The following is a 24,497-nucleotide window of genomic DNA, read 5'->3' on the forward strand; positions in this document are numbered from 1 at the left end:
GAGAGCCATCTCACAGCCGCCGCCCGGCTGGCGCCGCTTCCGGGCTTGCCCAAGCCGCAGAGGACAGCGTCGTCTTTTCGGAGACCGTCACAACCCCGAGAAGGCCCCATATGAATCACAGGACTTCGCCGAGCCAGAAAACTCCGGCCCCGCCAGGTCGCGCAGGACTCTACGATCCGGCGCTCGAACACGACGCCTGCGGACTCGCTCTCATCGTCCGCTACCGCGGAGACGCCGACCACGAGGTCGTCGATCAGGCACTGACCGCGCTGCGCAAGCTCGAGCACCGCGGCGGCATCGGTTCGGACGAAGGCACCGGCGACGGAGCAGGCATCACCCTGCAGATCCCGCACGACTACTTCGCCGAGGAGCTCTCGGCACACGGCATCACCCTCCCGGCGCCCGGCCAGTACGCAGTCGGCATCGGATTCTTCTCTCAGGACTACCGGTCCGACCTCGTCGGTCGGAAAGCCGCCGTGAGCCCGGCGAGCACGAGCGAGCTGCCGCAGGCCGGCGCCGAAGATGCCGACGCCGAAGAGGCCACCGTCAGCAGCATCGCCGGCGAGGAGGGACTGATCGTCCTCGGGTACCGGGATGTTCCCCGCGACGATTCGGTCCTCGGTGACATCGCTCTGAATACTCAGCCGCGGATGCGTCAGGTCTTCTTCGGCTTCGACGAACGCTACCCGGCTCGCGACGATGCCGATCTGCGCAGGCGTGCATTCATCGTCCGCAAGCGACTCGACCACGAGGGCATCTACTTCCCGTCGCTGTCTCCGAGCACGATCACCTACAAAGGCATGCTCTCGACCGGGCAGCTCGCCAGCTACTACACCGAGCTCAGCGATGAACGCCTGACCTCGCGGATCGCGCTCGTCCACTCGCGGTTCTCGACGAACACCTTCCCGTCCTGGCAGCTCGCCCAGCCCTTCGGCACGATCGCCCACAACGGCGAGATCAACACCGTCCGCGGCAACCGGAACTGGATGCAGGCCAGGGAATCCCAGCTCGAGTCCGAACTGCTCGCCTCACCGGTGCCCACGACGAGTACGAGCGTGGACCGTCTGTGTCCCATCATCTCTCCCGGAGCCTCGGACTCGGCGTCGTTCAACGCCGTCGTGGAGCTGCTCGAGGCCTCCGGCCGGTCGCTGCCGCAGGCGATGCTCATGATGATCCCCGAGGCCTGGGAGAACAATCCGGGCATGGGGGATTCCCGCCGCGCCTTCTACGAATACCACTCTCTGCTCATGGAGCCGTGGGACGGTCCCGCCTGCGTCGCATTCACCGACGGCCGCCTCGCTGGTGCCGTGCTCGACCGCAACGGCCTGCGCCCGGCCCGCTACGTGATGACCGACGACACCGTGGTCCTCGCGAGCGAGATCGGCGTCGTCGACCTGCCCGAGGAGAGCGTCGTCGCCCGCGGTCGCCTGACCCCGGGCCGGATGTTCCTCGTCGACACCGAGACCGAGCGGATCATCTCGGACACCGAGATCAAGAACCAGCTGTCGACCCAGCACCCCTACGAGGAATGGGTCAAGCAGAGCTCCAAGCGTCTGGAGGAGCTGCCCACACGCGTCCACGTCACGCACCCGCAGGCTTCGGTCCGCCGTCGTCAGCGGACCTTCGGCTACACCGAGGAGGAGCTGCGCGTGCTCATCTCCCCGATGGCTGAGACCGGAGCCGAACCGCTCGGGGCGATGGGCACCGACACAGCGATCGCCGGACTGTCCACGCGACCGCGACTGCTCTTCGACTACTTCCACCAGAACTTCGCGCAGGTGACGAATCCGCCGCTCGACTCGATCCGCGAACACATCGTCACGTCCATGGCCGCCGGACTCGGCCGCGAGGGCAACCTGCTCAACCACGATCACCCGGATTCCGCGCACATCATGCTGCGCAGGCCGGTCATCGACAACGACGAGCTCGCCGCGATCGCCCACATCCGCGGGGAGCACCTGGGCACCGAGAACCCGCGACCGGCGGTGACCCTGTCCGGTCTCTACTCGGTCAACGCGGGTCCCGATGCGATGGAGGCCAGGATCGAGGCACTGTGCGCCGAGGCGAGCGCCGCCGTCGAGGCAGGCGTGGTCTTCATCGTGCTCAGCGACCGTGAGTCCACGGCCGACCTCGCGCCGATCCCGTCGCTGCTGCTCACCTCGGCACTGCACCACCACCTCGTGCGCGAGCGGACGCGGACGCGGGTGAGCATCGTCGTCGAGGCCGGGGACGTGCGCGAGGTCCACCATGCGGCCACCCTCGTGTCCTTCGGTGCTTCGGCGGTCAACCCGTACCTGCTCATGGAGACCGCCGAGGCGCTCGTGAGGGCCGACCGTCTTCGTGGGGTCAGCGAGACCGCTGCCGTGGCGAACGTGCTGTCCGCGCTCAACAAGGGCATGCTCAAGATCATGTCGAAGATGGGCATCTCGACCGTCCAGTCCTACCACGGCGCGCAGACGTTCGAAGCCGTCGGCCTGTCCGGTGACCTCATCGATCGCCACTTCACCTCGACGCCCCATCAACTCGGTGGCAAGACCATCGCGGACATCGCCGCGGACACCTCGGCCAGACACGCCGACGCCTACCGCGACGACCATCCGAAGCCGGCCCACCGCCCGCTGCGGGTCGGAGGGGAATACCAGTGGCGTCGGGAAGGACCGGGCCATCTGTTCAGCCCGGAGACGATCTTCAAGCTCCAGCACGCGACGGCGACGAAGCGCTTCGACATCTTCTCCGAGTACACGGCGATGATCGACGAACAGTCGCGCGAGCTGATGACCCTGCGCGGACTCTTCGACCTCGTGCCCGGCGAACAGGGCCCGATCGATATCTCCGAGGTCGAACCGGCCGAAGCGATCATGCGTCGCTTCTCGACCGGGGCGATGAGCTACGGCTCGATCTCGAAGGAAGCCCACGAGACACTGGCGATCGCGATGAACCGGATCGGCGGGAAGTCGAACACCGGTGAGGGCGGCGAGGACACCGACCGTCTCCTCGATCCCGAACGCCGCTCGGCGATCAAGCAGATCGCCTCGGGACGATTCGGCGTGACCAGCCACTACCTCACCGAGGCCGACGATCTGCAGATCAAGATGGCCCAGGGAGCGAAGCCCGGTGAGGGCGGACAGCTGCCGGGAGAGAAGGTCTACCCGTGGATCGCGAAGACCCGTCACGCGACGCCGGGAGTGGGTCTGATCTCACCGCCTCCGCACCACGACATCTACTCGATCGAGGACCTCGCCCAGCTCATCCACGACCTCGGCCGGGCCAACGCCCGCGCCCGCGTCCACGTCAAGCTCGTCTCGGCGATCGGCGTGGGCACCGTGGCTGCCGGTGTGGCGAAGGCCGGAGCAGACGTCGTCCTCGTCTCCGGACACGACGGCGGCACCGGTGCGAGCCCGCTCAACTCACTCAAGCACGCCGGCACCCCCTGGGAGCTCGGTCTGGCCGAGGCACAGCAGACGCTTGTGCTCAACGGTCTGCGCGAACGCGTGAGCGTCCAGGTCGACGGTCAGCTCAAGACCGGACGCGACGTCATCATCGCCGCCCTGCTCGGCGCCGAGGAGTTCGGGTTCGCGACCACGGCGCTCGTCGTCTCCGGCTGCATCATGATGCGCGTGTGCCACAAGGACACCTGCCCCGTCGGGGTGGCCACCCAGAACCCGGTCCTGCGCGAGCGGTACCAGGGTCAGGCCGACCACGTGGTCAACTTCTTCACCTTCATCGCCGAGGAGGTGCGCGGCTACCTCGCCCAGCTCGGCTTCCGCTCCCTCGACGAGGCGATCGGTGCGGTCGAGAGACTGCGCATCGATCAAGAGCGGGCGGCCGCCTCGGGGCTCGACCTCGATCTCGAGTCGATCCTCACCGTGCCCGCCGACCTCCACGGGTCGACAGAAGGACCGCGCAAGTGCGCGGGCCCCGTCATCCGCGACTTCGCCGGAGAGCTCGACCTGCGTCTGCTCGACCAGGCGAGCGAGGCGATCGCGACCGGCCAGCCGGTGACGATCAGCTCGGTCATCGAGAACACCGACCGCTCGACCGGCACCCTGCTCGGCCATCACGTCACCCGGGCCCATGCCGAGCGCGGACTGCCCGAGGACACGATCCGACTCGAGCTCCACGGCACAGCCGGACAGTCGCTCGGCGCCTACCTGCCCGCAGGAGTGAGCATCGACCTGACCGGTGACGCCAACGACTACGTCGGCAAGGGACTCTCCGGCGGCACCATCAGCGTCCACCCGGGCGAGGGCAGCCGGACCCGGCCCGAGCACAACGTCATCGCCGGCAATGTGCTTGGCTACGGCGCCACCTCGGGCAAGCTCTTCGTCTCCGGCCAGGTGGGGGAGCGGTTCATGGTCCGCAACTCCGGCGCCGAGGCGGTCGTCGAGGGAATCGGCGATCACGGGCTGGAGTACATGACCGGCGGCATCGCCGTCATCCTCGGCGGGACCGGCCGGAACTTCGCGGCCGGTATGTCCGGCGGCACCGCCTACGTCCTCGACTTCAACCCCGCTCGTCTCAATCCCGACGAACGTGCGGCCGGCGTCTTCCGGTTCACCGGGGTCGGCGTCGACGATATGACGGTGCTAGAGCGCCTCCTCGACGAACACGTCGAGTGGACGGGCTCACCGCTGGCGGCCGAGCTGCTGGGCGGGCTGCGCCGCGGAGAGGACGTCCTCTCGCGCTTCACGAAGATCATTCCCGTCGCGTACCAGGCGGTGCGCGACATCCAGGCCGAATTCGCCGCAGCCGGGCACTCCCCGGACTCCGACGCCGCCTGGAACACCATTCTGGAGGTCACCCATGGCTGATCCGCACGGATTCCTCACCGTCCCCCACCGCGAAACGCCCAAGCGCCGCCCGGTCCCGATCCGACTGCTCGACTACCGCGAGGTCTACGAGGCCGGAGACCCCGAGCAGCTGCGCCGGCAGGCCTCACGCTGCATGGACTGCGGTGTGCCCTTCTGCCACCAGGGCTGCCCGCTGGGCAACCTCATCCCGGAGTTCAACGACGCGATGTACCGCGGCGAGCTCGCCCGAGCCGTCGAACTGCTTCACGCGACGAACAACTTCCCCGAGTTCACCGGCCGGGCCTGCCCGGCACCGTGTGAGAATGCCTGCGTGCTCGGCATCAACCAGCCGGCGGTGACGATCAAGCAGGTCGAGGTGAGCATCGTCGACCAGGGCTTCGCCGCCGGGCTGATCACGCCGGAGATCCCGGAGAGGATCACCGGGTACACCGTGGCCGTGATCGGCTCCGGACCGGCCGGACTCGCCGCCGCACAGCAGCTCACCCGGGCCGGACACACCGTCGTCGTCTACGAACGCGACGACCGCCTCGGCGGACTGCTGCGCTACGGAATCCCCGACTTCAAGCTCGAGAAGCACCACATCGACCGTCGCATCGAGCAGATGCGGGCCGAGGGCACCAGGTTCGAGACCTCGGTCGAGATCGGTGCGGAGCTGACGCTGGAGGATCTGCGCGCCCGCTTCGATGCCGTCCTCGTGTGCACCGGTGCGACTGTGCCCCGGGACATGCCCGTCGCCGGCCGCGAGCTCGAGGGCGTCGAGTTCGCCATGGACTACCTCGTGCCCTCGAACCGCGTGCAGGCCGGGGAAACTGCGCCGCCTGCGATCGACGCGGCCGGCAAGCACGTCATCATCATCGGCGGCGGAGACACCGGCGCGGACTGCCTCGGCACCGCACTGCGTCAGAAGGCGGCCTCGGTGACGACGCTGGCGATCGGGGCGAAGCCCCCGACCGATCGCAGCGAAAACGACCCCTGGCCCACCGTGCCGCGGATCTTCGAGGTGCAGAGCTCCCACGAGGAGGGCGGCGTGCGGCGCTACCTCGCCTCGACGACCGGATTCCTCAGCGACGGGAACTCTCGGGTCCGAGGAATCGAGGTCGCCGAGACACAGTTCCTCGACGGCCGCCGCGTACCGACACCCGGCACCGAGCACGTTCTCGAGGCCGATCTCATCCTGCTGGCCCTCGGCTTCTCCGGACCCGAATCGGAGGCCCTCGGGCTCGAACTCGGTCAGGGCGGCGCCTTCGCCCGTGACGACTCGTATCAGACCGCGACGCCGGGCGTCTTCGTCGCCGGAGACGCCGGGCGAGGCCAGTCGCTCATCGTCTGGGGAATCGCCGAGGGGCGTGCCGCAGCGGCCGAGGTGGACACGTTCCTCACCGGTTCGACGCGGCTGCCGGCCCCGGTCGGCCCGCGCGACACCGGGTTCAAGTGCTAAGATGATCTGTGTCAAAAATTGAGATTTCGGCACGCTGAGGTGTCGGTTGTCGAACGCGATCGCACCGCGACGGACGGGTCGAACCCGCCGTCGCGGTGCAGGTAGGGTGGAGTGCATGAGGCGTGCAAAGATAGTCGCAACTTTAGGTCCGAACCAGAACTCCTACGAGAAGATCAGAGAACTCGTCGATGAGGGCGTCGACGTCGCCCGATTCAACCTCAGCCACGGCACCCGGGACGAACACGAAGAGAAGTTCGCCTGGGTCCGTCAGGCAGCCCTCGACTCCGGCCGTCCGGTGGCAGTGCTGCTCGACCTGCAGGGCCCGAAGATCCGGGTGGGCAACTTCGCCGAAGGGAAGGCCGAGCTCGTCGAGGGCGCGACCTTCACGATCACCAACCGGGACGTGCCCGGCACGGCTGAGATCGTCAGCACCACCCTGGCCACGCTGCCCGGCGACGTGTCCGTCGGCGATCCGCTGCTCATCGACGACGGACGCCTGCGTCTGCGGGCCACCGAGGTCACAGCCACGGATGTCGTCACCGAAGTCGAGATCGGCGGAACGATCTCCAATCACAAGGGCATCAACCTGCCCGGCGTGCCCGTGTCCGTGCCCGCACTGTCGGAGAAGGACGTCGAGGACCTCAAGTGGGGTCTGCAGCTCGGCTTCGACTGGGTCGCACTGTCCTTCGTCCGCAGCCCCGAGGACATGGACGACGTCCGTGCAGTCATGGACGAGGTCGGAATCACCGCCCCCGTCATCGCGAAGCTCGAGAAGCCGCAGGCTGTCGACCAGCTCGACGCCGTCATCGACGCCTTCGACGGCATCATGGTCGCCCGCGGCGACCTCGGCGTCGAACTCCCGCTCGAGCAGGTCCCGATCGTGCAGAAGCGCGCCGTCGAGATCGCTCGCCAGCAGGCGAAGCCGGTCATCGTCGCCACTCAGATGCTCGAGACGATGATCGACGCCTCCCGCCCCACCCGCGCCGAGGCCAGCGACTGTGCGAATGCGGTCCTCGACGGCGCCGACGCACTCATGCTCTCCGGCGAGACCTCCGTGGGTGCGCACTGGGTGGAGGCGATTCGGACGATGAGTCGGATCATCGAGTCGACCGAGGAGCACGGGCTTGAACGGATCCCCGCGCTCGGCACCGTGCCCCACACGAAGGGCGGCGCCGTCACCGCCGCGGCCGTGGTCATCGCCGAGCAGCTCGACATCGACCTGCTCTGCACCTTCTCCCAGACCGGTGACTCCGTGAGGCGCATGTCGCGTCTGCGCCCGGCCTGGCCGATCCTCGGCTTCACCCCGGATCCGCAGGTTCGTCATCAGCTGGCCCTGACCTGGGGTGTGCGCCCCTACCTCGTCAAGACCGTGCGTCATACCGACCAGATGGCACGCCAGGTCGACGCGGTACTGCTCGCCGACGGCACCGCCCGCGAAGGGGATCAGTCGATCCTCGTGGCCGGTTCGCCTCCCGGGATCCCCGGCTCGACGAACGCGCTGCGGATCCACACGATGGGCGACGCGGCGAAGGGCGTGGCAGCCGCCTACCAGGACTCCACGGACTCCGAGGAGGATCCGCTGGCCGGCTACGGCGTCGTCGCCGAGGCTCCGATCACCCGCGAGGTGCCGATCGTGGGGGAAGACCAGTGACGATGTGCTGAGCACGATCACTGGAACGGCATCGACGGCGTCCGCCGCATCACAGGGGCGGGCGCCGTCTGCGTATGCGGCTGTGTTCGCGGGCAGGCCGTCGGTGCGTCGCACCTCACATTGATTTGCGGAATTTCACAGATTGCTCAACAGTTGACCTCCGTGTTGCCTCACCTCCCTTCGGCAGACCGTGGGGAGGATCAGCTAGGAGAGGAATTCTATGAGACTGCCCGCGTGGAGCAAGTCATTCGGGGTGCAGGTGACGATCGCACTCATCGCCGGTGTCGTCCTCGGGCTCGTCGCCCGGTCCCTGGGACCGGTCAGCGAGGCTCAGGACAACTGGCTCAGTCAGACCCTGGACACTATCGGTTCGTCGTATGTCACCCTGCTCAAGGCGGCTGTCGTGCCGCTGGTCATCACCGCGATCATCGCGAGCATCGGCAACCTGCGCAAGGTCACCAATGCTGCCAGGCTCGCCGTGTCGACGCTCCTGTGGTTCGCGCTGACCGCCCTCATCGCCGTGATCATCGGTCTCGTCCTCGGCCTCGTCATCCAGCCGGGTGCGCATGCCGACGCGGCCTCGCTCAGCGGCCAGGCTCCCGACTCACAGGGCAGCTGGATCGGCTTCCTCACCGGACTCATCCCGCACAACGTGCTCGGACTCGAGGTCTCCACCGCCGCCGATGACGGCGGGGGACTGGCCTCAGAGGTCGACTTCAACATCCTCCAGCTCATCATCGTCTCCGGTGCCATCGGCATCGCCGCGGTGAAGGTCGGCAAGGCCGCAGAGCCGTTCCTCGAATTCGTCGAGGCGGCGCTGGCCGTGGTGCAGAAGGTCGTGTGGTGGATCGTGCGCATTGCGCCGATCGGCACCCTCGGACTCATCGGCAACGCCGTGAACTCCTACGGCTGGTCGACCATGGGCTCCCTGCTGTGGTTCGTCGTCGCCGTCTATGTCGGCCTGGCGATCGTGTTCTTCGTCGTCTACCCGCTGCTTGCGCGCGCCAACGGGCTCTCCGTGCGCCAGTACTTCTCCGGCGTGTGGCCGGCCACGCAGATGGGATTCGTCTCGCGGTCGTCGATCGGGACCATGCCGGTGACGCAGAAGGTCGCAACCGACAACTTCGGCGTGCCCGACTCCTACGCCGCGTTCGCCGTGCCGTTCGGGGCGACGACGAAGATGGACGGCTGCGCCGCGATCTATCCGGCCATCGCCGCGGTCTTCGTCGCCCAGTTCTTCGGCGTCGACCTCTCACTCATCCAGTACCTGCTCATCATCTTCGTCGCCGTGATCGGCTCGGCGGCGACGGCGGGCACGACCGGCGCGACCGTGATGCTCACGCTCACGCTGTCGACCCTCGGCCTGCCGCTCGAGGGGGTGGGCCTGCTGCTGGCCATCGAACCGATCGTCGACATGGGTCGCACCGGGCTCAACGTCTCCGGTCAGGCACTCATCCCCGCGATCGTGGCCAAGCGGCACGACATCCTCGACGTCGACCGTTTCGACGCTCCGCGCATCAACGGCTACGTTCCCGTCGAAGATGAGGACATGGACGAGGGCGATGCTGAGTCGGTGACCGGCGCTGACAGCGAGGTGCAGCTGCGCTGATCCTCCCACCGGAGGTTCAGGTCCTCCCACCGATGCCACGGGTCTCTTCAGGCAGAGTTCGTGCTTCCGCGGGGTCCTCGCGGAGGGGCTCGTCGGAGTGAATCCGGTAGGTTCGTCATCACAGGACGAACATCGATGGAGAGGATCCGTCATGGCGCAGCCATCCCCGCCCTCCGATAGACGCCCGGCCGGCGTGAGCATCTCGCTCATGCCGGCCGCTGGCGTCTCGGAGGCCGAACTCACGCAGATCACCGAGATCTTCGCCGATCTCGTCAGCGCGGGCGCCGCGCTCGGCTGGGTCGATCCGCCGGACCGAGAACAGGTGTCGGCGCTGCTGGCGAATGTGGCCGAGGGCATCACCGCGGGGGAGTCGAGCGTGGCGCTGGCCGTGCAGAGCGACGATGGGCGTCCCGGTTGTGATGGGACGGGAGAGCGCATCGTCGGCATCGCCTACTGGAGGCGCTACACCCGCCCGACCCACCGACCCCATGTCGACATCGAGAAGGTCGCCGTCGATCCCCGGGACCACGGCGGCGGCATCGGCAGGGGACTGATGCAGGCGCTCATCACCTCGGCACGGGAAGCCGGCGTCGAGGTCATCACCCTCGATCTGCGCGGCGACAACGTACGAGCGATCCGACTCTACGAATCACTCGGCTTCACCCGCTATGGGCTGCTGCCCGGATTCGTCGCGGTCGGGCAGCAGCGCTTCGACACTCATCTCTACGCCCTCGACCTCAGGGTCACCTGACCGGCGCGGCGCACATTTCGGCCTATCACCCGCAGGGGAGCCGGGACACACAGGAGGCACCGGGACACACAGAAGGCACTGTCGAGAACTCACTCGACAGTGCCTTCGTCCGTACCGGATGCGGGACTCGAACCCGCACGTCTTTCGACAATGCATTTTGAGTGCACCGCGTCTACCGATTCCGCCAATCCGGCACGCGCCAGGCTGCCCTCGGGCCACCTTGGCGACGGGATGAGTCTACTGCGGGAGTGCGCCGATTGCACAATTGTCACCGGCATCACCGGTCGTGGGCACCCTCACAGCAGAAACTTGTGCCACCGCTTTCCGGGAGCCAGCAGGGCTGGTCTAGACTGGTGACGTGCTTTCAAACAGCGAAGAATCAACGACAGATGAATCCGTGCCGGTCCGCCGCGTCGTCGTGGCCGAAGACGAGGCAGTGATTCGTCTCGATATCGTAGAGATGCTGCGCGAGGTCGGCTACGACGTCGTCGGCGAGGCTGCGGACGGCGAATCCGCCATCCGCCTGGCCGAAGAGCTCCGCCCGGACCTCGTCGTCATGGACATCAAAATGCCCATCCTCGACGGCATCTCCGCGGCTGAGCGCATCGCTCGCGCCCGCATCGCTCCCGTCGTCCTGCTCACCGCGTTCTCGCAGAAGGAACTCGTCGAACGCGCCCGCGACGCCGGCGCGATGGCCTATGTGGTCAAGCCGTTCACCTCGGCCGATCTCATCCCGGCCCTGGAGATCGCTCTCTCGCGTCACGCGGAGATCAGCTCCCTCGAATCCGAGATCTCCGATCTCACCGAACGCTTCGAGACCCGGAAGCTCGTCGAGCGCGCCAAGAGCCTGCTCCAGACCTCGATGGGTCTGAGCGAGCCCGAGGCCTTCCGATGGATCCAGAAGACGTCGATGGACCGTCGCCTGACGATGCGTGAGGTCGCCGAGACCGTGCTCAAGCAGATCGGCACGAAGAAGTAGAACCGCCCGGGTGGAGTCCACCCGCACCACTGTCCGAACAGAGAGGCCGACGAATCCGGACCGGATTCGTCGGCCTCTCTCATACGTCGGCGTCGGACGGCGCGATCGTGACCATCTCGGCGCGGTGGGTCGGCACCACCTCGGCGCTGCCGATCATCGGCTCATTTCGGTTCGGTTTTGAGGATCATGTTCGTGATCCGCACGATCGAGAGCAACCGCCCCGCCTCGTCTGTCATCCTCACCTCATGACTGACGATCGTGCGTCCCTGATGGAGCACCGAGGCGGTCCCGGTGACGGTGCCCTCCCTGGCCGCCCGCAGATGGGTGGCGTTGAGGTCGACGCCGACGACGTTCTTCCCGCCGGAGATGAGGAACGAATGCATCGAGGCCAGCGATTCCGCGAGCACGACGTGACCGCCTCCATGGAAGAGACCCATCGGCTGCGTGTTGCCCTCGACGGCGACGGAGCCGACGACCTGCTCAGGTGTCAGTGAGACGAACTTGATGCCCATGCGCTCGGCCAGCGCACCGCGAGCCCCGGGCCCGTTGAGCTGGGTCAGCAGCGTGGCGCACTGATCCTCGGTCGCATCGTCGGTCAGTGATACCTGTGGTCGGAACATCGCACTCCTTCAAGTCAGCTTCGAACGATAGGCTATGCCATGTGAGTCACTCAAACGAATCCCTCCTGCTCATCGACGGACACTCCCTGGCCTACCGGGCTTTCCACGCCCTGCCGGTCGAGAACTTCTCGACCAGCACGGGGCAGACGACGAACGCCATCTACGGCTTCATCTCCATGCTCATCAACGTCCTCCGCGATGAGGCGCCGAGCCATGTGGCTGTGGCCTTCGACCTCGGACGGCAGACGTTCCGGCTCGAGGAATACGCCGACTACAAGGCCGGGCGGGCGAAGACGCCGCCCGAGTTCCACCCGCAGATCGACCTCATCAAGGACATCGTCACCGCGATGGGCATCCGCGTGGTGACGAAGGAGGGCTTCGAAGCCGACGACGCCCTGGCGACGATGTCGCGACTGGGCACCGAGGCGGGTGCCGAGGTCGAGGTGATGAGCGGGGACAAGGACTCCTTCCAGCTCGCCACGGACACCGTGACGATCCTCTACCCCAAGCGCGGGGTCAGCGACCTCAACCGAATGACGCCGGAGGCGATCGAGGAGAAGTACGGCGTCACACCCGCGAACTACCGCGGCCTGGCCGCACTCGTCGGTGAGAAGGCCGACAACCTGCCCGGCGTCCCCGGAGTCGGCGACAAGACCGCCGCCAAATGGCTCACCGCTCACGGCGACCTGCCCGGTGTGCTCGAGCACGCCGAGGAGATCGGCGGCAAGGTGGGGGAGAAGCTGCGCGACCACATCGCCGAGGTGGAGCGGAACTATCGACTCAACCGTCTCCTCGACGACGTCGACCTCGGGCTGTCCTTCGACGACCTCGCCTGGGGCGAGGGCGATCCGACGGAACTGTCGAGCCTGTTCGACCAGCTCGAATTCCAGGCGCTGGGCAGACGGCTGGCCGCGATCTTCCCCGATGCCGCCGAGTCCGAGGCAGAGACCGCGCCGGCCCGGGAGACCCGGATCGAGACCGTCGACGTCGACGGTCTGCTCGAGAAGATCTCCGCACACGATGTGCTCGCGGTCGATTCGGATGCCCGATTCGAACTCGGCCACGGTGAGGCGCGGGTGCTCGCAGTCTCCGCAGAACCTGGCCAGGCGTGGGTCGTCGACCTCGCCGAGGCGGCCGCCTCGGCGATCGCCGCGCTCGGTTCCGCATTCGCGCAGCGATCGCTCATCCTCCACAGCGCGAAGCTGCAGATCAAGGCCTGGGATTCGATCGGTCTCAAGGTCCGCGACATCGGCGGCGACACTGCCCTGGCGGCGTACCTCCTCGTTCCCGATGCCCGTTCGTACGAACTCGGCCAGATCGCCGCCGACCGCGCGGGAATCGACCTGAGCGAACCCGAAGCCGATTCGGGCCAACTCGCCCTCGAACTCGACTCGGACGCGACGTCGACCACACATGGACAGCGCGCCGCCGCACTGCTCGAGGTCCACGAGGTGCTCGCGCAGGCCGTGGACGATGCGAACATGACCGAGGTCTACCGTGCCATCGAACTGCCGCTCGTACCCGTGCTCGCGATGATGGAGCTGCGGGGCATCGCCGTCGACGAGTCCGGTCTGTCCGAACTCATCGAGGAATTCACCAAACAGGCCGAAGCCAGCGCGCAGGAGGCCTACGACGCGATCGGACACGAGGTCAACCTCGGATCGCCCAAGCAGCTGCAGACCGTGCTCTTCGACGAACTCGACATGCCGAAGACGAAACGCACGAAGACCGGTTACACGACCGACGCCGATGCCCTGGCCGAACTCTTCGTCAAGACCGAACACCCGTTCCTCCAGCATCTGCAGGCCTACCGGGACTCGACGAAGCTCAAACAGACCGTCGTCGGGCTGCTGAAGACCGTCGCCGACGACGGACGCATCCACACCACGTATCAGCAGACCGTGGCCGCGACCGGGCGTCTGTCCTCACTCGACCCGAACCTGCAGAACATCCCGGTGCGCACCGAATCCGGACGCCGCATCCGCGAGATCTTCATCGCCGACCCCGAAGTGAAGGGCGGCTGCCTGCTCACGGCCGACTACTCACAGATCGAGATGCGCATCATGGCCCACCTGTCCGGGGACGCCGCTCTCATCCAGGCGTTCAAGGACGGCGAGGACCTGCACTCCTATGTGGGTTCGAAGGTCTTCGGCGTCGGCATCGACGAGGTCGACTCCGAGATGCGGTCGAAGGTCAAGGCGATGTCCTACGGTCTCGTCTACGGTCTCTCAGCCTACGGCCTCTCCCGCCAGCTCGCGATCGGCGTGGACGAGGCCAAGGCGCTCATGGAGCAGTACTTCGAACGCTTCGGCGCCGTGAAGGACTACCTCGATGAGATCGTCGAGCAGGCCCGGGCGAAAGGTTACACGGAGACCATCATGGGCCGCAGACGCTACCTGCCTGCCCTGCACAGCGATCGGCGGCAGCTGCGGGACATGGCCGAACGTGCCGCCCTCAACGCTCCGATCCAGGGTTCGGCCGCCGACATCATGAAGCTCGCGATGCTCAAGGTCGCCGGCCGCCTCGAGGACCTGGAGTCGCCGATGCTGCTGCAGGTCCACGACGAGATCATCGTCGACGTGCGACCGGACGAACTCGACGAGGTGAGCGCGATCGTCACGGAGGAGATGGGTTCGGCCTACGAACTCGACGTGCCCCTCGACGTCAACGTCGGCACCGGCATCTCCTGGCACGCCGCCGCCCACTGAACCGCCCGGCTCCCATGCTCGTTCAAGGCGGAGCGCACTTTTCGAGTCGTCAACGGATCGACACGTGCGCTCCGCCGTGAACGAGGTCGTCGCGCCTCAGGTCACGCGAAACTCGATAAAGTCGTCGCCAGTGACGACTTTATCGAGTTTCGCGTGACCTGAGCGCGTACTGCGTTAGCCGAGCGCGTACTGCGTTAGCCGAGCGCGTACTGCGTTAGCCGAGCGCGTACTGCGTTAGCCGAGCGCGTACTGCGTTAGCCGAGCGCGTACTGCGTTACTCGACGTCGCTTCGCGTCAGTCGACGTGCGGGCGGCCGCTTCAGTCCTTCGCCAGGGTCGTCGAGAAGATCACCGTGCCGGGCATGAGGGCTCCGCGCAGCGGTGACCATCCGCCCCACGCCGTCTGATTCGACTCGGGCCACTCGGGTTCGGTCACCGAGTCGATGGTGAAGCCGGCGGCCACGAGCTGGCGCACCCAGTCGCTCATCGTCCGGTGATGTTCGGCGTAGACCGGCTGACCGGCCGAGGACAGCTCGACGTAGGGGGTGCGGTCGAAGTACGAGTACTCGACCGTCAGCCCCGCCTCGCCGGGAACGTCGGGGAACATCCAGCGCATCGGGTGCGTGGTCGAGAACACCCACTGGCCGCCGGGGCGGACGACGCGGGCCACCTCGGCGAAGACCACCTCAGCGTCCTTGACGAAGGGGAGCGCGCCGTAGGAGGAGAACGCGATGTCGAAGCTGTTCGAGGCGAAGGGCAGCTGGCGGGCATCGGCCAGGAGGAACGTCGGGGGAGTGGCCTGGTCGCTCAGCGGGTGCTCACGCTGCAGCCGCGAGGCCTGTTCGAGCATTCCGGCCGAGACGTCGACCCCGGTGGCGATTCCGCCCTGTTCGGCCAGCCAGCGCGAACACTGCCCCGCACCGCAGCCGACCTCGAGGACCTGCCTGCGAGCGACATCGCCGAGGAGGTGGACGTCCGATTCGTGAATTCCCTCCGGACACCAGATGAAATCGGAGGCACCGAGGAAGGTGCCGTGTTCGGCCAAATACTCCTCCGCAGAGTTGTCCCAATAGCTGCGATTGGCCCGGACAGAGGCCTCTTCATCGATCGGGAGATAGCCGCCGCTGATGACCTCGGCTCCGTCAGTTCCCTCGCTCATCATTCCTCCGTGGCCACAAGTGCCGAAGATTCGAATCCTCGGCGTGCATTCACGCCCAGGATGGTGCTAGTATTGACAACCGTATGCGCCTGTGCATACGAGTCCAAATTCGCAATCGAGACCGGATTCGGTTCTGCTGGCAACATCAACGACCTGCCGACAGAGTATCGGATCTGGACCAATATTCCATCGGAGTCCCTACCTATATGACCACCACCACGCCGGAATCGGTGCAGCCGAAGCAGGTCGCTGTCAATGACATCGGAACCGCTGAGGACTTTCTCGCCGCCGTCGACGAGACGATTAAGTACTTCAACGATGGCGACATCGTCGAAGGCGAAGTCGTCAAGGTCGACCGCGACGAAGTACTCGTTGACATCGGATACAAGACGGAAGGCGTCATCCTCGCACGGGAGCTTTCCATCAAGCACGATGTCGATCCCGGCGAAGTCGTCGAGGTCGGGGACGAGATCGAAGCCCTCGTTCTTCAGAAGGAAGACAAAGAGGGTCGTCTCATGCTCTCCAAGAAGCGTGCTCAGTACGAGCGCGCCTGGGGCGACATCGAGAAGATCAAGGAAGACGACGGCGTCGTCACCGGCACCGTCATCGAGGTCGTCAAGGGCGGCCTGATCGTCGACATCGGGCTACGCGGCTTCCTGCCCGCTTCTCTGGTCGAGATGCGTCGCGTCCGCGACCTCGCCCCCTACATCGGCCAGCAGGTCGAGGCCAAGATCATCGAGCTCGACAAGAACCGCAACAACGTGGTGCTGTCCCGCCGCGCCTGGCTCGAGCAGACCCAGTCGGCCGTCCGCCACGACTTCCTGCAGACTCTGCAGAAGGGCCAGGTCCGTCCCGGCGTCGTGTCGTCCATCGTCAACTTCGGTGCCTTCGTCGACCTCGGTGGTGTCGACGGACTCGTCCACGTCTCCGAGCTGTCATGGAAGCACATCGATCACCCGGGTGAGGTCGTCACCGTCGGTGACGAGGTCACCGTCGAGGTCCTCGACGTCGACATGGACCGTGAGCGCGTCTCGCTCTCGCTCAAGGCCACCCAGGAAGATCCCTGGCAGCACTTCGCCCGCACCCACGTCATCGGACAGATCGTTCCGGGCAAGGTCACGAAGCTCGTTCCCTTCGGCGCATTCGTCCGCGTCGAGGACGGCATCGAGGGCCTCGTCCACATCTCCGAGCTGGCCGTGCGCCACGTGGATCTGCCGGAGCAGGTCGTCTCCGTCGACGAGACCATCTACGTCAAGGTTATCGACATCGACCTCGAGCGTCGCCGGATCTCGCTGTCGCTGAAGCAGGCGAACGAAGGCGTCGATCCCGAGGCCGAAGAGTTCCTCGACCCCGCTCTCTACGGCATGCCGCAGGAGTACGACGAGGACGGCAACTACAAGTACCCCGAGGGCTTCGACCCCGAGACCAACGAATGGGTCGAGGGCTACGAGGCTCAGCGCGAGACCTGGGAGCAGCAGTACGCCGCCGCTCAGGAACGCTGGGAAGAGCACAAGAAGCAGGTCGCCAAGGCCGTCGCTGCTGACGCCGAGGCCTCCGCCGCCGATGCCGTCGGCTCTGCCGATGCCGCACCGGCCACCGGATCGTTCTCCTCGGAAGAGGCGAACGACGAAGGCACCCTGGCCAGCGACGAAGCTCTCGCAGCTCTGCGTGAGAAGCTTGCAGGCAGCTGATAACAGCTACCCGAAGGGCTCCCGGTCGAAAGATCGGGAGCCCTTTGTGTATGCCCTCACGCCTCCCACACGCATGCAGCGTGCCCGGCCCTGGCTGTGGTACACAGTGCTGCTGTCCCTGGGCAGTCTGACGATCTTCGGCACCGTCGCGGCAGACCCGTCCGGGTCGGTCGTCGCCGACAACGACGACACGTCCCTCTTCATCTGGTGGCTCGGCCACGGTGCGCAGGTGCTCGCCGACGTCCTCGGCTTCGGATCCGGCCAAGCGGGCGGCCTGCTGTACACGGATTCGATGAACGCCCTCGGCGAGGGAGTCAACGGCGCCTGGAACACCTCGTTGGCCGGCATTGCTCTCCTCCTGGCCCCGCTCACCTGGGCAGCCGGGCCGATCATCAGCTACAACCTGCTCGTGCTGGCCACCCCGGTCCTCGTCAGCCTCGCCACCGCGGTGCTCTATCGCCGGTTCCTCGATCGACTTCCCGCCTTCATCGCCGCCGGCGGGGTCGGCTTCTCCAGCTACGTCATCGCCCAGCTCGGTGGGCATCCGAACCTTGCCTTCGCCGTCACCCCGCCACTGACCGCCTGGGCGATCCTCGCACTGCTCGGACTCGGCCGAACGAACGATGCGAAGACCGATGACCGGCGGATCTGGCGGATCGGCATCGTCTTCGGACTCGTGCTCGGGTTCCAGTTCTACGTCTCCACCGAGGTGCTCGCAGGAACGTTCCTCGCCGCCCTCTGCCTCCTCGTCGTCCTCGCGCTGTTCGCTCGTCGCGCCCTCACCTCACGCTCCTGGGCGGCCCTCGGCCTCGGGTCGGTCATCGCCGGCCTCATCGCCGCGATCTGCGCGGTGCCGCTGCTCATCACCATGGCCGGTCCGAACGCCCCCGACGGCGCCATCCGACCGCACGGCGTGTGGAACACCGACCTCCTCGACCCGATCCTGCCGGCTGCTCCTGCCTGGCTGAGCACCGGAGTGTCCCCACTTCCGCGCATCATGGACATCGACCCGGCCGAGCTCGGTGCCTACGTCGGTGTGCCCGCGCTGCTGGTCGCCCTCGTCATCCTCATCGGCCTGTCCCTTCGCTCGCGTTATCGTCGCATTCTTCGCGTCTCCGCGGCGACGGGAATGCTCGTGTTCGCCCTCGCGCTCGGATCGCCGATCCTGCTCGGCGGGCGGGTGCTCACCGAGACCGGGCCGTTCGCTCTCGTCGAAGCCGTTCCCGTCCTCAACAACATCCTGCCCATGCGGCTCGTTCTCCACTCGACGATCGCGCTCTTCGCCATCCTCGGCGTCGGCCTCGAGTGGTCGCTGAAGCACCGTGACCTCGTGCGCGCCCGCGTCCTCATCGGGCTGCTCGCCCTCGCAGCCGTCAGCGTCGTCCCTGGGCCGCAGATCGCGCGCGAAGTCACCGTCCCCGACTTCTACTCCGATGCCATCGCCGAGGTGGTCCCCTCCGGAGCAGTCGTCAAGACCTTCCCCCGCCCGCTGGCCTGGGCCGAACCTCACGCCGATGAGGCGATGGTGTGGCAGTCCGTGAGCGGATTCCGGTACAGGGAGACCGGCGGGTACTTCATCGGCTCGTCCCCCGACTCGTCCGTGATCTACACGGCGCCCGAGGACAGCCTCGATGAGCTGCTGCACGCCTCCGTGTTCGACGGTGACCCGATCCCGGACCCGCAGAGCGCCGAGGCGGCCGAGGCGATCGCCGATCTGCGCACCTCCGGCGTCGACTACATCGTCCTCGCCCCCGAGGCTCCGCTGCTGCCGGGAGGACAGCGCGCGTATGCACAGTTCCTCGACGAGGCCGTCGGGCAGCCGGAGTACGCCGATCAGGGCGTGCGCGTGTACAGACTCTGAGCGCAGGCGCCGGCTCGTTAGGATGACATCATGCTGAGAATCGGTCTGACCGGCGGAATCGGCGCCGGAAAGTCAACAGTGTCCGCGATGCTCGTCGACCACGGAGCGGCGCTCATCGACGCCGACCGAATCGCCCGCGAGGTCGTCGCGCCCGGTGAGCCGCTGCTCGACAGCCTCGTCGAGGCCTTCGGTCCGCAGATCCTCGATGCCGAGGGCGCCCTCGACCGTGCCGCACTCGCGGCCGCGGCCTTCGTCGACAGCGATCGCACCGCCACCCTCAACGGACTCATGCACCCTGCCATCAGGGACCGCACCGCCGAGCATTTCGCTCGCCACGCCGAGGCGGACATCGTCGTCCACGATGTGCCCCTGCTCGTCGAGAACTCGATGACTCCCGGCTACCACCTCAACCTGCTCGTCGACGTGCCCGCTGAGGTGCGTCTGGGCCGACTCATGGACTCCCGCGGAATGGACCGCGCGGACGCCGAGGCACGAATCGCCCGGCAGGCCGACGACGAGACCCGACGCGCCGCCTGCGATGTCATCATCGACAACTCGGGAGACATCGAAGCCACCCGCGACGCGGTGCGCCGGCTCCTCGAGACGAGGATCGACCCGTTCGCGGAGAATCTCGTCGCTCAGCGCCGTGCTGCCCGGCCGGCACTGCGCCTCACCGACCCCGCGGACGCCGACTGGGTCGGAGACGCCGCCCGCGTGATCGCAAAGCTGCGGCACGGAACCGGTGAGCGCTTCGCGATCGACCACATCGGATCCACCTCGGTGCCGGAACTGCCCGCCAAGGACGTCATCGATCTCCAGCTCATCGTCCCCGACCTCGACACTGCACGCTTGCTGGCACCCCGCCTCGCCGAACTCGGGTACCCCGGACGCGAACTGTCCGACCACCTCGGCGAGGGCGATCTCGAAGGGAAATGGTTCCACGCGAACACGGATCCCGGGCGAGCGGTCAATCTGCATGTGCGCACGGAGGGCTCGGTCGGGGCGCGCTTCGCCCTCGTCTTCCGAGACCTGCTGCGAACCGATGCGGGGGAGAGGGAGCGCTACCTGGAACTCAAACGCGGGCTCGTCGAACGGGTGATCTCCGAGGCAGGGACCGACGCCGAGGCGGCAGCAGGATCCGCGGCCGGATCCGACACCGAGGCGACGAACGCCTATGCGGAGGCGAAGGAGCCGTACTTCCTCGAGATGCGCCGGCGCCTCGTCTCGGAGAGCTTCGACTGAGCGGCCGATCTCGCGCTGCTCGGTCGCAGGCATCCACGGGTCGGAGGCACGGGTCTGTCCTGTGTCAGGGGCGGGGGTTAGTGTTGGACCATGAGCTCAGCACGACCCCTGCCCGCGATCGGCCACCGCCCCGACGTCACCCGTGAGGTGGCGCCCTTCGAGGTCGTCTCCGAATACTCGCCGTCCGGTGACCAGCCCACCGCCATCGAAGAGATCTCGGAGCGACTCGACGCAGGGGAGCGCGACATCGTCCTCCTCGGCGCGACCGGCACCGGCAAGTCCGCGACGACCGCCTGGCTGATCGAGCAGGTGCAGCGACCGACGCTGATCATGGCGCCGAACAAGACGTTGGCCGCCCAGTTGGCCAACGAGTTCCGGCAGCTGCTGCCGAACAACGCGGTCGAATACTTCGTCTCCTACTACGACTACTACCAGCCGGAAGCCTACGTCCCGCAGACGGACACGTTCATCGAGAAGGACTCGTCGATCAACGACGAGGTCGAACGGCTCCGGCACTCGGCGACGAACTCGCTGCTGACCAGGCGCGACGTCGTGGTTGTGTCGACGGTGTCCTGCATCTACGGCCTGGGCACGCCCGAAGAGTACGTCGACCGCATGGTCACCCTGCACAAGGGAGACGAATGCGATCGTGACGAACTGCTCAAGCGCTTCGTGTCGATGCAGTACGCCCGCAATGACATGGCTTTCACGCGCGGCACCTTCCGTGTGCGGGGGGACACCGTCGAGATCATCCCGCAGTACGAGGAGCTGGCGCTGCGGATCGAGTTCTTCGGCGATGAGATCGAGAACCTCCAGACCCTGCATCCCCTGACCGGGGAGATCGTGCGCGACGAAGAGACCATCCACGTGTTTCCCGCCAGCCACTACGTCGCCGGTGAGAACCGGATGGCCAAGGCCATCAGCGGGATCGAAGACGAACTGCAGCAGCGGCTGAGCGAATTCGAAGCCCAGAACAAACTCCTCGAGGCGCAGCGGCTGAAGATGCGCACGACCTACGACCTCGAAATGATGGAGTCGATGGGGTTCACCTCGGGCATCGAGAACTACTCCCGGCACATCGACGGCCGATCACCCGGATCGGCACCGAACTGCCTGCTCGACTACTTCCCCGAGGACTTCCTCCTCGTCGTCGACGAATCCCACGTCACCGTGCCGCAGATCGGCGGCATGTACGAGGGAGACATGTCTCGTAAGCGCACCCTCGTCGAACACGGCTTCCGCCTGCCCAGCGCCATGGACAACAGACCGCTGAAGTTCGATGAGTTCCGCGAACGGATCGGCCAGACCGTCTACCTCTCCGCCACCCCCGGCAACTTCGAACTCGGCAACGCCAACGGCTACGTGCAGCAGATCATCCGTCCGACCGGCCTCGTCGACCCGGAGATCAAGGTCAAACCGACCAAGGGCCAGATCGACGACCTCCTCGACGAGATCAGGACCAGGGTCGATGCGAACGAACGTGTGCTCGTGACCACTCTGACGAAGAAGATGGCCGAGGACCTCACCGACTACCTGCTCGAACACGACATCCGCGTCCAGTACCTCCACTCGGACGTCGACACCCTCCGCCGGGTCGAACTGCTCACCGAACTGCGAGCCGGAGAGTTCGACGTGCTCGTGGGCATCAACCTCCTCCGTGAGGGACTCGACCTGCCGGAGGTCTCGCTCGTCGCGATCCTCGACGCCGACAAAGAGGGCTTCCTCCGCTCCTCGACCTCCCTCATCCAGACCATCGGCCGTGCGGCCAGGAACCTGCACGGTCAGGTCCACATGTACGCAGACACCATCACGGACTCGATGCGCACCGCCATCGATGAGACCGACCGCAGGCGCGCCATCCAGATCGCCTACAACAAGGAACACGGCATCGACCCGGCGCCCTTGGTCAAACGGATCGCCGACATCACCGAACGACTCCAGCGTGAGGACGAAGACACCCGCGAGCTGCTCACCGAATTCGACTACGGCAAGGGCAAACGCGGCTACAACTCGACCATCACCGATGAACAGCGCGAAGCCGCGAACAAGTCGGGTTCGCTGCGGCCACCGGCCGCCGACCTCACCGAACTCATCGAATCGCTGACCTCGCAGATGCATTCGGCTGCCGCCGAACTGCAGTTCGAACTCGCCGCCCGGCTGCGCGACGAGCTCTCGGACCTCAAACAGGAGCTGCGCCAGATGAAGGAGGCCGGACACGCCTGACCGGTCACCGGGATGTGAGGACCACTGACGCTTCGTGACTATACTGGGGTGGCTGACGAAAGGGAGTATCCCGTCCATCCGTGCTCGTCACCACGATCCGCTCGAGGATCCGGGCGCGGAGCGCACGCCGCCACTGACGCAGTGGTCTTAGCGTGGGAGAGACTTTCGGCACGGGTACATCTCCGTCATCTCGAAAGGCATCATGGATATTCTGTCCTCCACCCTCGCCGCCGGCGGCAGCTCCGCTGCGGCGAGCGAATCACCCATTCCCATGTGGTTCATGATCGGTTCGAGCGTCGCCGTCGTAGCGATCCTCCTCATCGATCTCCTCCTCGTCATCAAGCGGCCCCACGTGCCGTCGATGCGCGAGGCCGGCATCTGGGTCGGCTTCTACGTCGCCCTCGCCCTCATCTTCGGCGCTTCGCTGTTCGCCATCGGCGATGCCCAGCACGGCAGCGAGTTCCTCACCGGCTGGCTGCTCGAATACTCTCTGAGCATCGACAACCTGTTCGTCTTCATCATCATCATGGGCAGCTTCTCCGTTCCGCGGAAGTACCAGCAGGAAGTGCTCATGGTCGGCATCATCATCGCCATCATCTTCCGCGGCATCTTCATCCTTGCGGGTGCGGCGATCATCAGCGCCTTCGTCGAAGTCTTCTTCATCTTCGGCATCTTCCTCCTGATCGTCGGCTATCGACAGGCCTTCAGCGATGAGGACGAGGGAGATGGAGAGAACGGACTGATCCGCTTCCTCCGCAAACGCATCAACGTCGTCGACGAGTACCATGGCAACAATCTTCGGGTCACCCTCGACGACGGTAAGAAGTACTGGACGCCGATGTTCATCGTGTTCATCGCCATCGGCTCCACCGACGTGATGTTCGCGCTCGACTCGATCCCGGCGATCTTCGGCGTGACGCAGAGCGCATTCCTCGTGTTCACCGCGAATGTGTTCGCGCTGATGGGTCTGCGTCAGCTGTACTTCCTGCTCGGCGGGCTCGTCGACAAACTCGTGTACCTCCACTATGGAATCGCCGCGATTCTCGCGTTCATCGGCGTCAAGCTCATCATCCACGCCCTGCATTCGAGCGATTGGGACTTCCTCTCCTGGGGCCACTCGATCCCCGAGGTGCCGACGTGGCTGTCGCTGACCTTCATCGTCCTCGCCATGGCCGTGGCGACGATCGCGTCACTGATGAAGATGCGCAAGGACGGCGTGAGCTTCAAGGACCTCCGATCCGAGGACTCCGAAGAGGCCTGAGCCCACCGAAGCTCGCCCGCCTGCGGCCAGCTCCCGGATCAGACACAGGCGGGGCCCGTCCTGATGATCAGGACGGGCCCCGCTCGCGCATCGTCGGCCGGTTCGCGGCTCGGTCGGTTTGAGACTCGGTCGGTTTGAGACTCAGCCGTTCGAAAACGGCCCGAAGACCGGTGTCCACTCGCGCACGGACACGGATTCGATGACTCCGATCGACGCGTAGGGATCCTCGGCGAGGTGGCGCTCGACCTCCGCGCGGTCGGCTGCGGCGAAGATCAGGAGGCCACCCGGCTGGGGTTCGTCATCGAGGGGACCGGAGGCGAGGATCACCCCGGCCTCGACGAGGTCCGACTGCCACTGGCGATGACTCGGGCGGTTGTCCATCCGAGTGGCGGTGTCCGGACCATAGGTGTAGGTGGCGGCGAAGACTGGCATCGATGAGCTCCGTTCGGCTATTAGGATTGAACACGAATCAGTCTAATCGGAAAGGTCCGTGC

General features: G+C 66.2%; 15 protein-coding genes and 1 tRNA gene. 12 read left to right on the plus strand and 4 right to left on the minus strand.

Annotation, left to right across the window (positions count from 1 at the left end; genetic code table 11):
* The first annotated feature begins 110 nt into the window (after window positions 1-110).
* From gltB to HK401_RS04565, 5 genes are all read left to right on the plus strand, one after another.
* Window positions 111-4,811, plus strand: coding sequence for a glutamate synthase large subunit (gene gltB, locus HK401_RS04545; protein ID WP_181273489.1), 4,701 nt, complete (start codon window positions 111-113; stop codon window positions 4,809-4,811).
* A complete protein-coding gene (locus HK401_RS04550) occupies window positions 4,804-6,249 on the plus strand; it encodes a glutamate synthase subunit beta (RefSeq protein WP_181273490.1) in 1,446 nt (481 codons plus the stop codon). Before gltB ends, HK401_RS04550 begins: the two co-directional genes overlap by 8 nt.
* Window positions 6,250-6,364: 115 nt before the next feature.
* Window positions 6,365-7,900, plus strand: coding sequence for a pyruvate kinase (pyk, locus tag HK401_RS04555; RefSeq protein WP_181273491.1), 1,536 nt, complete (start codon window positions 6,365-6,367; stop codon window positions 7,898-7,900).
* A 220-nt stretch (window positions 7,901-8,120) separates the two neighbouring features.
* A complete protein-coding gene (locus tag HK401_RS04560) occupies window positions 8,121-9,509 on the plus strand; it encodes a dicarboxylate/amino acid:cation symporter (RefSeq protein WP_181273492.1) in 1,389 nt (462 codons plus the stop codon).
* Between the two features lie 151 nt (window positions 9,510-9,660).
* Entirely contained in the window at window positions 9,661-10,260 is a 600-nt protein-coding gene (locus tag HK401_RS04565; protein WP_219921717.1) for a GNAT family N-acetyltransferase, read from the plus strand.
* A 112-nt stretch (window positions 10,261-10,372) separates the two neighbouring features.
* Here the strand turns inward: HK401_RS04565 and HK401_RS04570 are convergent.
* A tRNA-Leu gene (locus HK401_RS04570) sits at window positions 10,373-10,454 on the minus strand.
* Window positions 10,455-10,618: 164 nt separating this feature from the next.
* Here HK401_RS04570 and HK401_RS04575 point away from each other — a divergent pair.
* Complete coding sequence (locus tag HK401_RS04575) at window positions 10,619-11,239, plus strand: ANTAR domain-containing response regulator (protein ID WP_181273493.1); 621 nt, start codon at window positions 10,619-10,621, stop codon at window positions 11,237-11,239.
* Between the two features lie 161 nt (window positions 11,240-11,400).
* On the opposite strand, the gene HK401_RS04580 is transcribed toward HK401_RS04575, so the two are convergent.
* Entirely contained in the window at window positions 11,401-11,859 is a 459-nt protein-coding gene (locus tag HK401_RS04580) for a PaaI family thioesterase (protein ID WP_181273494.1), read from the minus strand.
* 41 nt (window positions 11,860-11,900) lie between these two features.
* On the opposite strand from HK401_RS04580, the gene polA reads away from it, so the two are divergent.
* The gene (gene polA, locus HK401_RS04585) at window positions 11,901-14,567 is read left to right on the plus strand and encodes a DNA polymerase I (RefSeq protein WP_181273495.1); all 2,667 of its coding nucleotides are present in this window, start codon (window positions 11,901-11,903) and stop codon (window positions 14,565-14,567) included.
* A gap of 318 nt (window positions 14,568-14,885) precedes the next feature.
* Here polA and HK401_RS04590 read toward each other — a convergent pair whose 3' ends face one another.
* Window positions 14,886-15,725 (minus strand): class I SAM-dependent methyltransferase, encoded by an 840-nt coding sequence (locus HK401_RS04590; RefSeq protein ID WP_181273496.1) that lies wholly within the window; start codon window positions 15,723-15,725, stop codon window positions 14,886-14,888.
* Window positions 15,726-15,931: 206 nt separating this feature from the next.
* Between HK401_RS04590 and rpsA the strand changes: the two genes are divergently transcribed.
* The 5 genes from rpsA (at window position 15,932) to HK401_RS04615 (ending at window position 24,003) form a co-directional block, all read left to right on the plus strand.
* The gene (gene rpsA, locus HK401_RS04595; protein ID WP_181273497.1) at window positions 15,932-17,416 is read left to right on the plus strand and encodes a 30S ribosomal protein S1; all 1,485 of its coding nucleotides are present in this window, start codon (window positions 15,932-15,934) and stop codon (window positions 17,414-17,416) included.
* Between the two features lie 46 nt (window positions 17,417-17,462).
* Entirely contained in the window at window positions 17,463-19,277 is a 1,815-nt protein-coding gene (locus HK401_RS04600; RefSeq protein WP_309135909.1) for a hypothetical protein, read from the plus strand.
* Window positions 19,278-19,307: 30 nt separating this feature from the next.
* On the plus strand, window positions 19,308-20,519 hold the full coding sequence (coaE, locus tag HK401_RS04605) for a dephospho-CoA kinase (protein WP_181273498.1): 1,212 nt from the start codon (window positions 19,308-19,310) through the stop codon (window positions 20,517-20,519).
* 90 nt (window positions 20,520-20,609) lie between these two features.
* A complete protein-coding gene (gene uvrB / locus HK401_RS04610; RefSeq protein ID WP_246490322.1) occupies window positions 20,610-22,742 on the plus strand; it encodes an excinuclease ABC subunit UvrB in 2,133 nt (710 codons plus the stop codon).
* 202 nt (window positions 22,743-22,944) lie between these two features.
* On the plus strand, window positions 22,945-24,003 hold the full coding sequence (locus HK401_RS04615) for a TerC/Alx family metal homeostasis membrane protein (RefSeq protein WP_181273499.1): 1,059 nt from the start codon (window positions 22,945-22,947) through the stop codon (window positions 24,001-24,003).
* A gap of 141 nt (window positions 24,004-24,144) precedes the next feature.
* Here HK401_RS04615 and HK401_RS04620 read toward each other — a convergent pair whose 3' ends face one another.
* Window positions 24,145-24,435: a YciI family protein gene (locus HK401_RS04620; RefSeq protein WP_181273500.1), complete on the minus strand. Its 291-nt coding sequence runs from the start codon at window positions 24,433-24,435 to the stop codon at window positions 24,145-24,147.
* Window positions 24,436-24,497: the final 62 nt, after the last annotated feature.

This window comes from Brevibacterium oceani, from assembly GCF_013623835.1.
Lineage (GTDB): Bacteria > Actinomycetota > Actinomycetes > Actinomycetales > Brevibacteriaceae > Brevibacterium > Brevibacterium oceani.

What these genes read in the sequence shown, in the direction of transcription:
- gltB (WP_181273489.1), top strand. Translation starts at nt 111, where the DNA reads ATGAATCACAGGACTTCGCCGAGCCAGAAAACTCCGGCCCCGCCAGGT.
- HK401_RS04550 (WP_181273490.1), top strand. Translation starts at nt 4,804, where the DNA reads ATGGCTGATCCGCACGGATTCCTCACCGTCCCCCACCGCGAAACGCCC.
- pyk (WP_181273491.1), top strand. Translation starts at nt 6,365, where the DNA reads ATGAGGCGTGCAAAGATAGTCGCAACTTTAGGTCCGAACCAGAACTCC.
- HK401_RS04560 (WP_181273492.1), top strand. Translation starts at nt 8,121, where the DNA reads ATGAGACTGCCCGCGTGGAGCAAGTCATTCGGGGTGCAGGTGACGATC.
- HK401_RS04565 (WP_219921717.1), top strand. Translation starts at nt 9,661, where the DNA reads ATGGCGCAGCCATCCCCGCCCTCCGATAGACGCCCGGCCGGCGTGAGC.
- HK401_RS04580 (WP_181273494.1), bottom strand. Translation starts at nt 11,859, where the DNA reads ATGTTCCGACCACAGGTATCACTGACCGACGATGCGACCGAGGATCAG.
- HK401_RS04590 (WP_181273496.1), bottom strand. Translation starts at nt 15,725, where the DNA reads ATGAGCGAGGGAACTGACGGAGCCGAGGTCATCAGCGGCGGCTATCTC.
- rpsA (WP_181273497.1), top strand. Translation starts at nt 15,932, where the DNA reads ATGACCACCACCACGCCGGAATCGGTGCAGCCGAAGCAGGTCGCTGTC.
- coaE (WP_181273498.1), top strand. Translation starts at nt 19,308, where the DNA reads ATGCTGAGAATCGGTCTGACCGGCGGAATCGGCGCCGGAAAGTCAACA.
- uvrB (WP_246490322.1), top strand. Translation starts at nt 20,610, where the DNA reads ATGAGCTCAGCACGACCCCTGCCCGCGATCGGCCACCGCCCCGACGTC.
- HK401_RS04615 (WP_181273499.1), top strand. Translation starts at nt 22,945, where the DNA reads ATGGATATTCTGTCCTCCACCCTCGCCGCCGGCGGCAGCTCCGCTGCG.
- HK401_RS04620 (WP_181273500.1), bottom strand. Translation starts at nt 24,435, where the DNA reads ATGCCAGTCTTCGCCGCCACCTACACCTATGGTCCGGACACCGCCACT.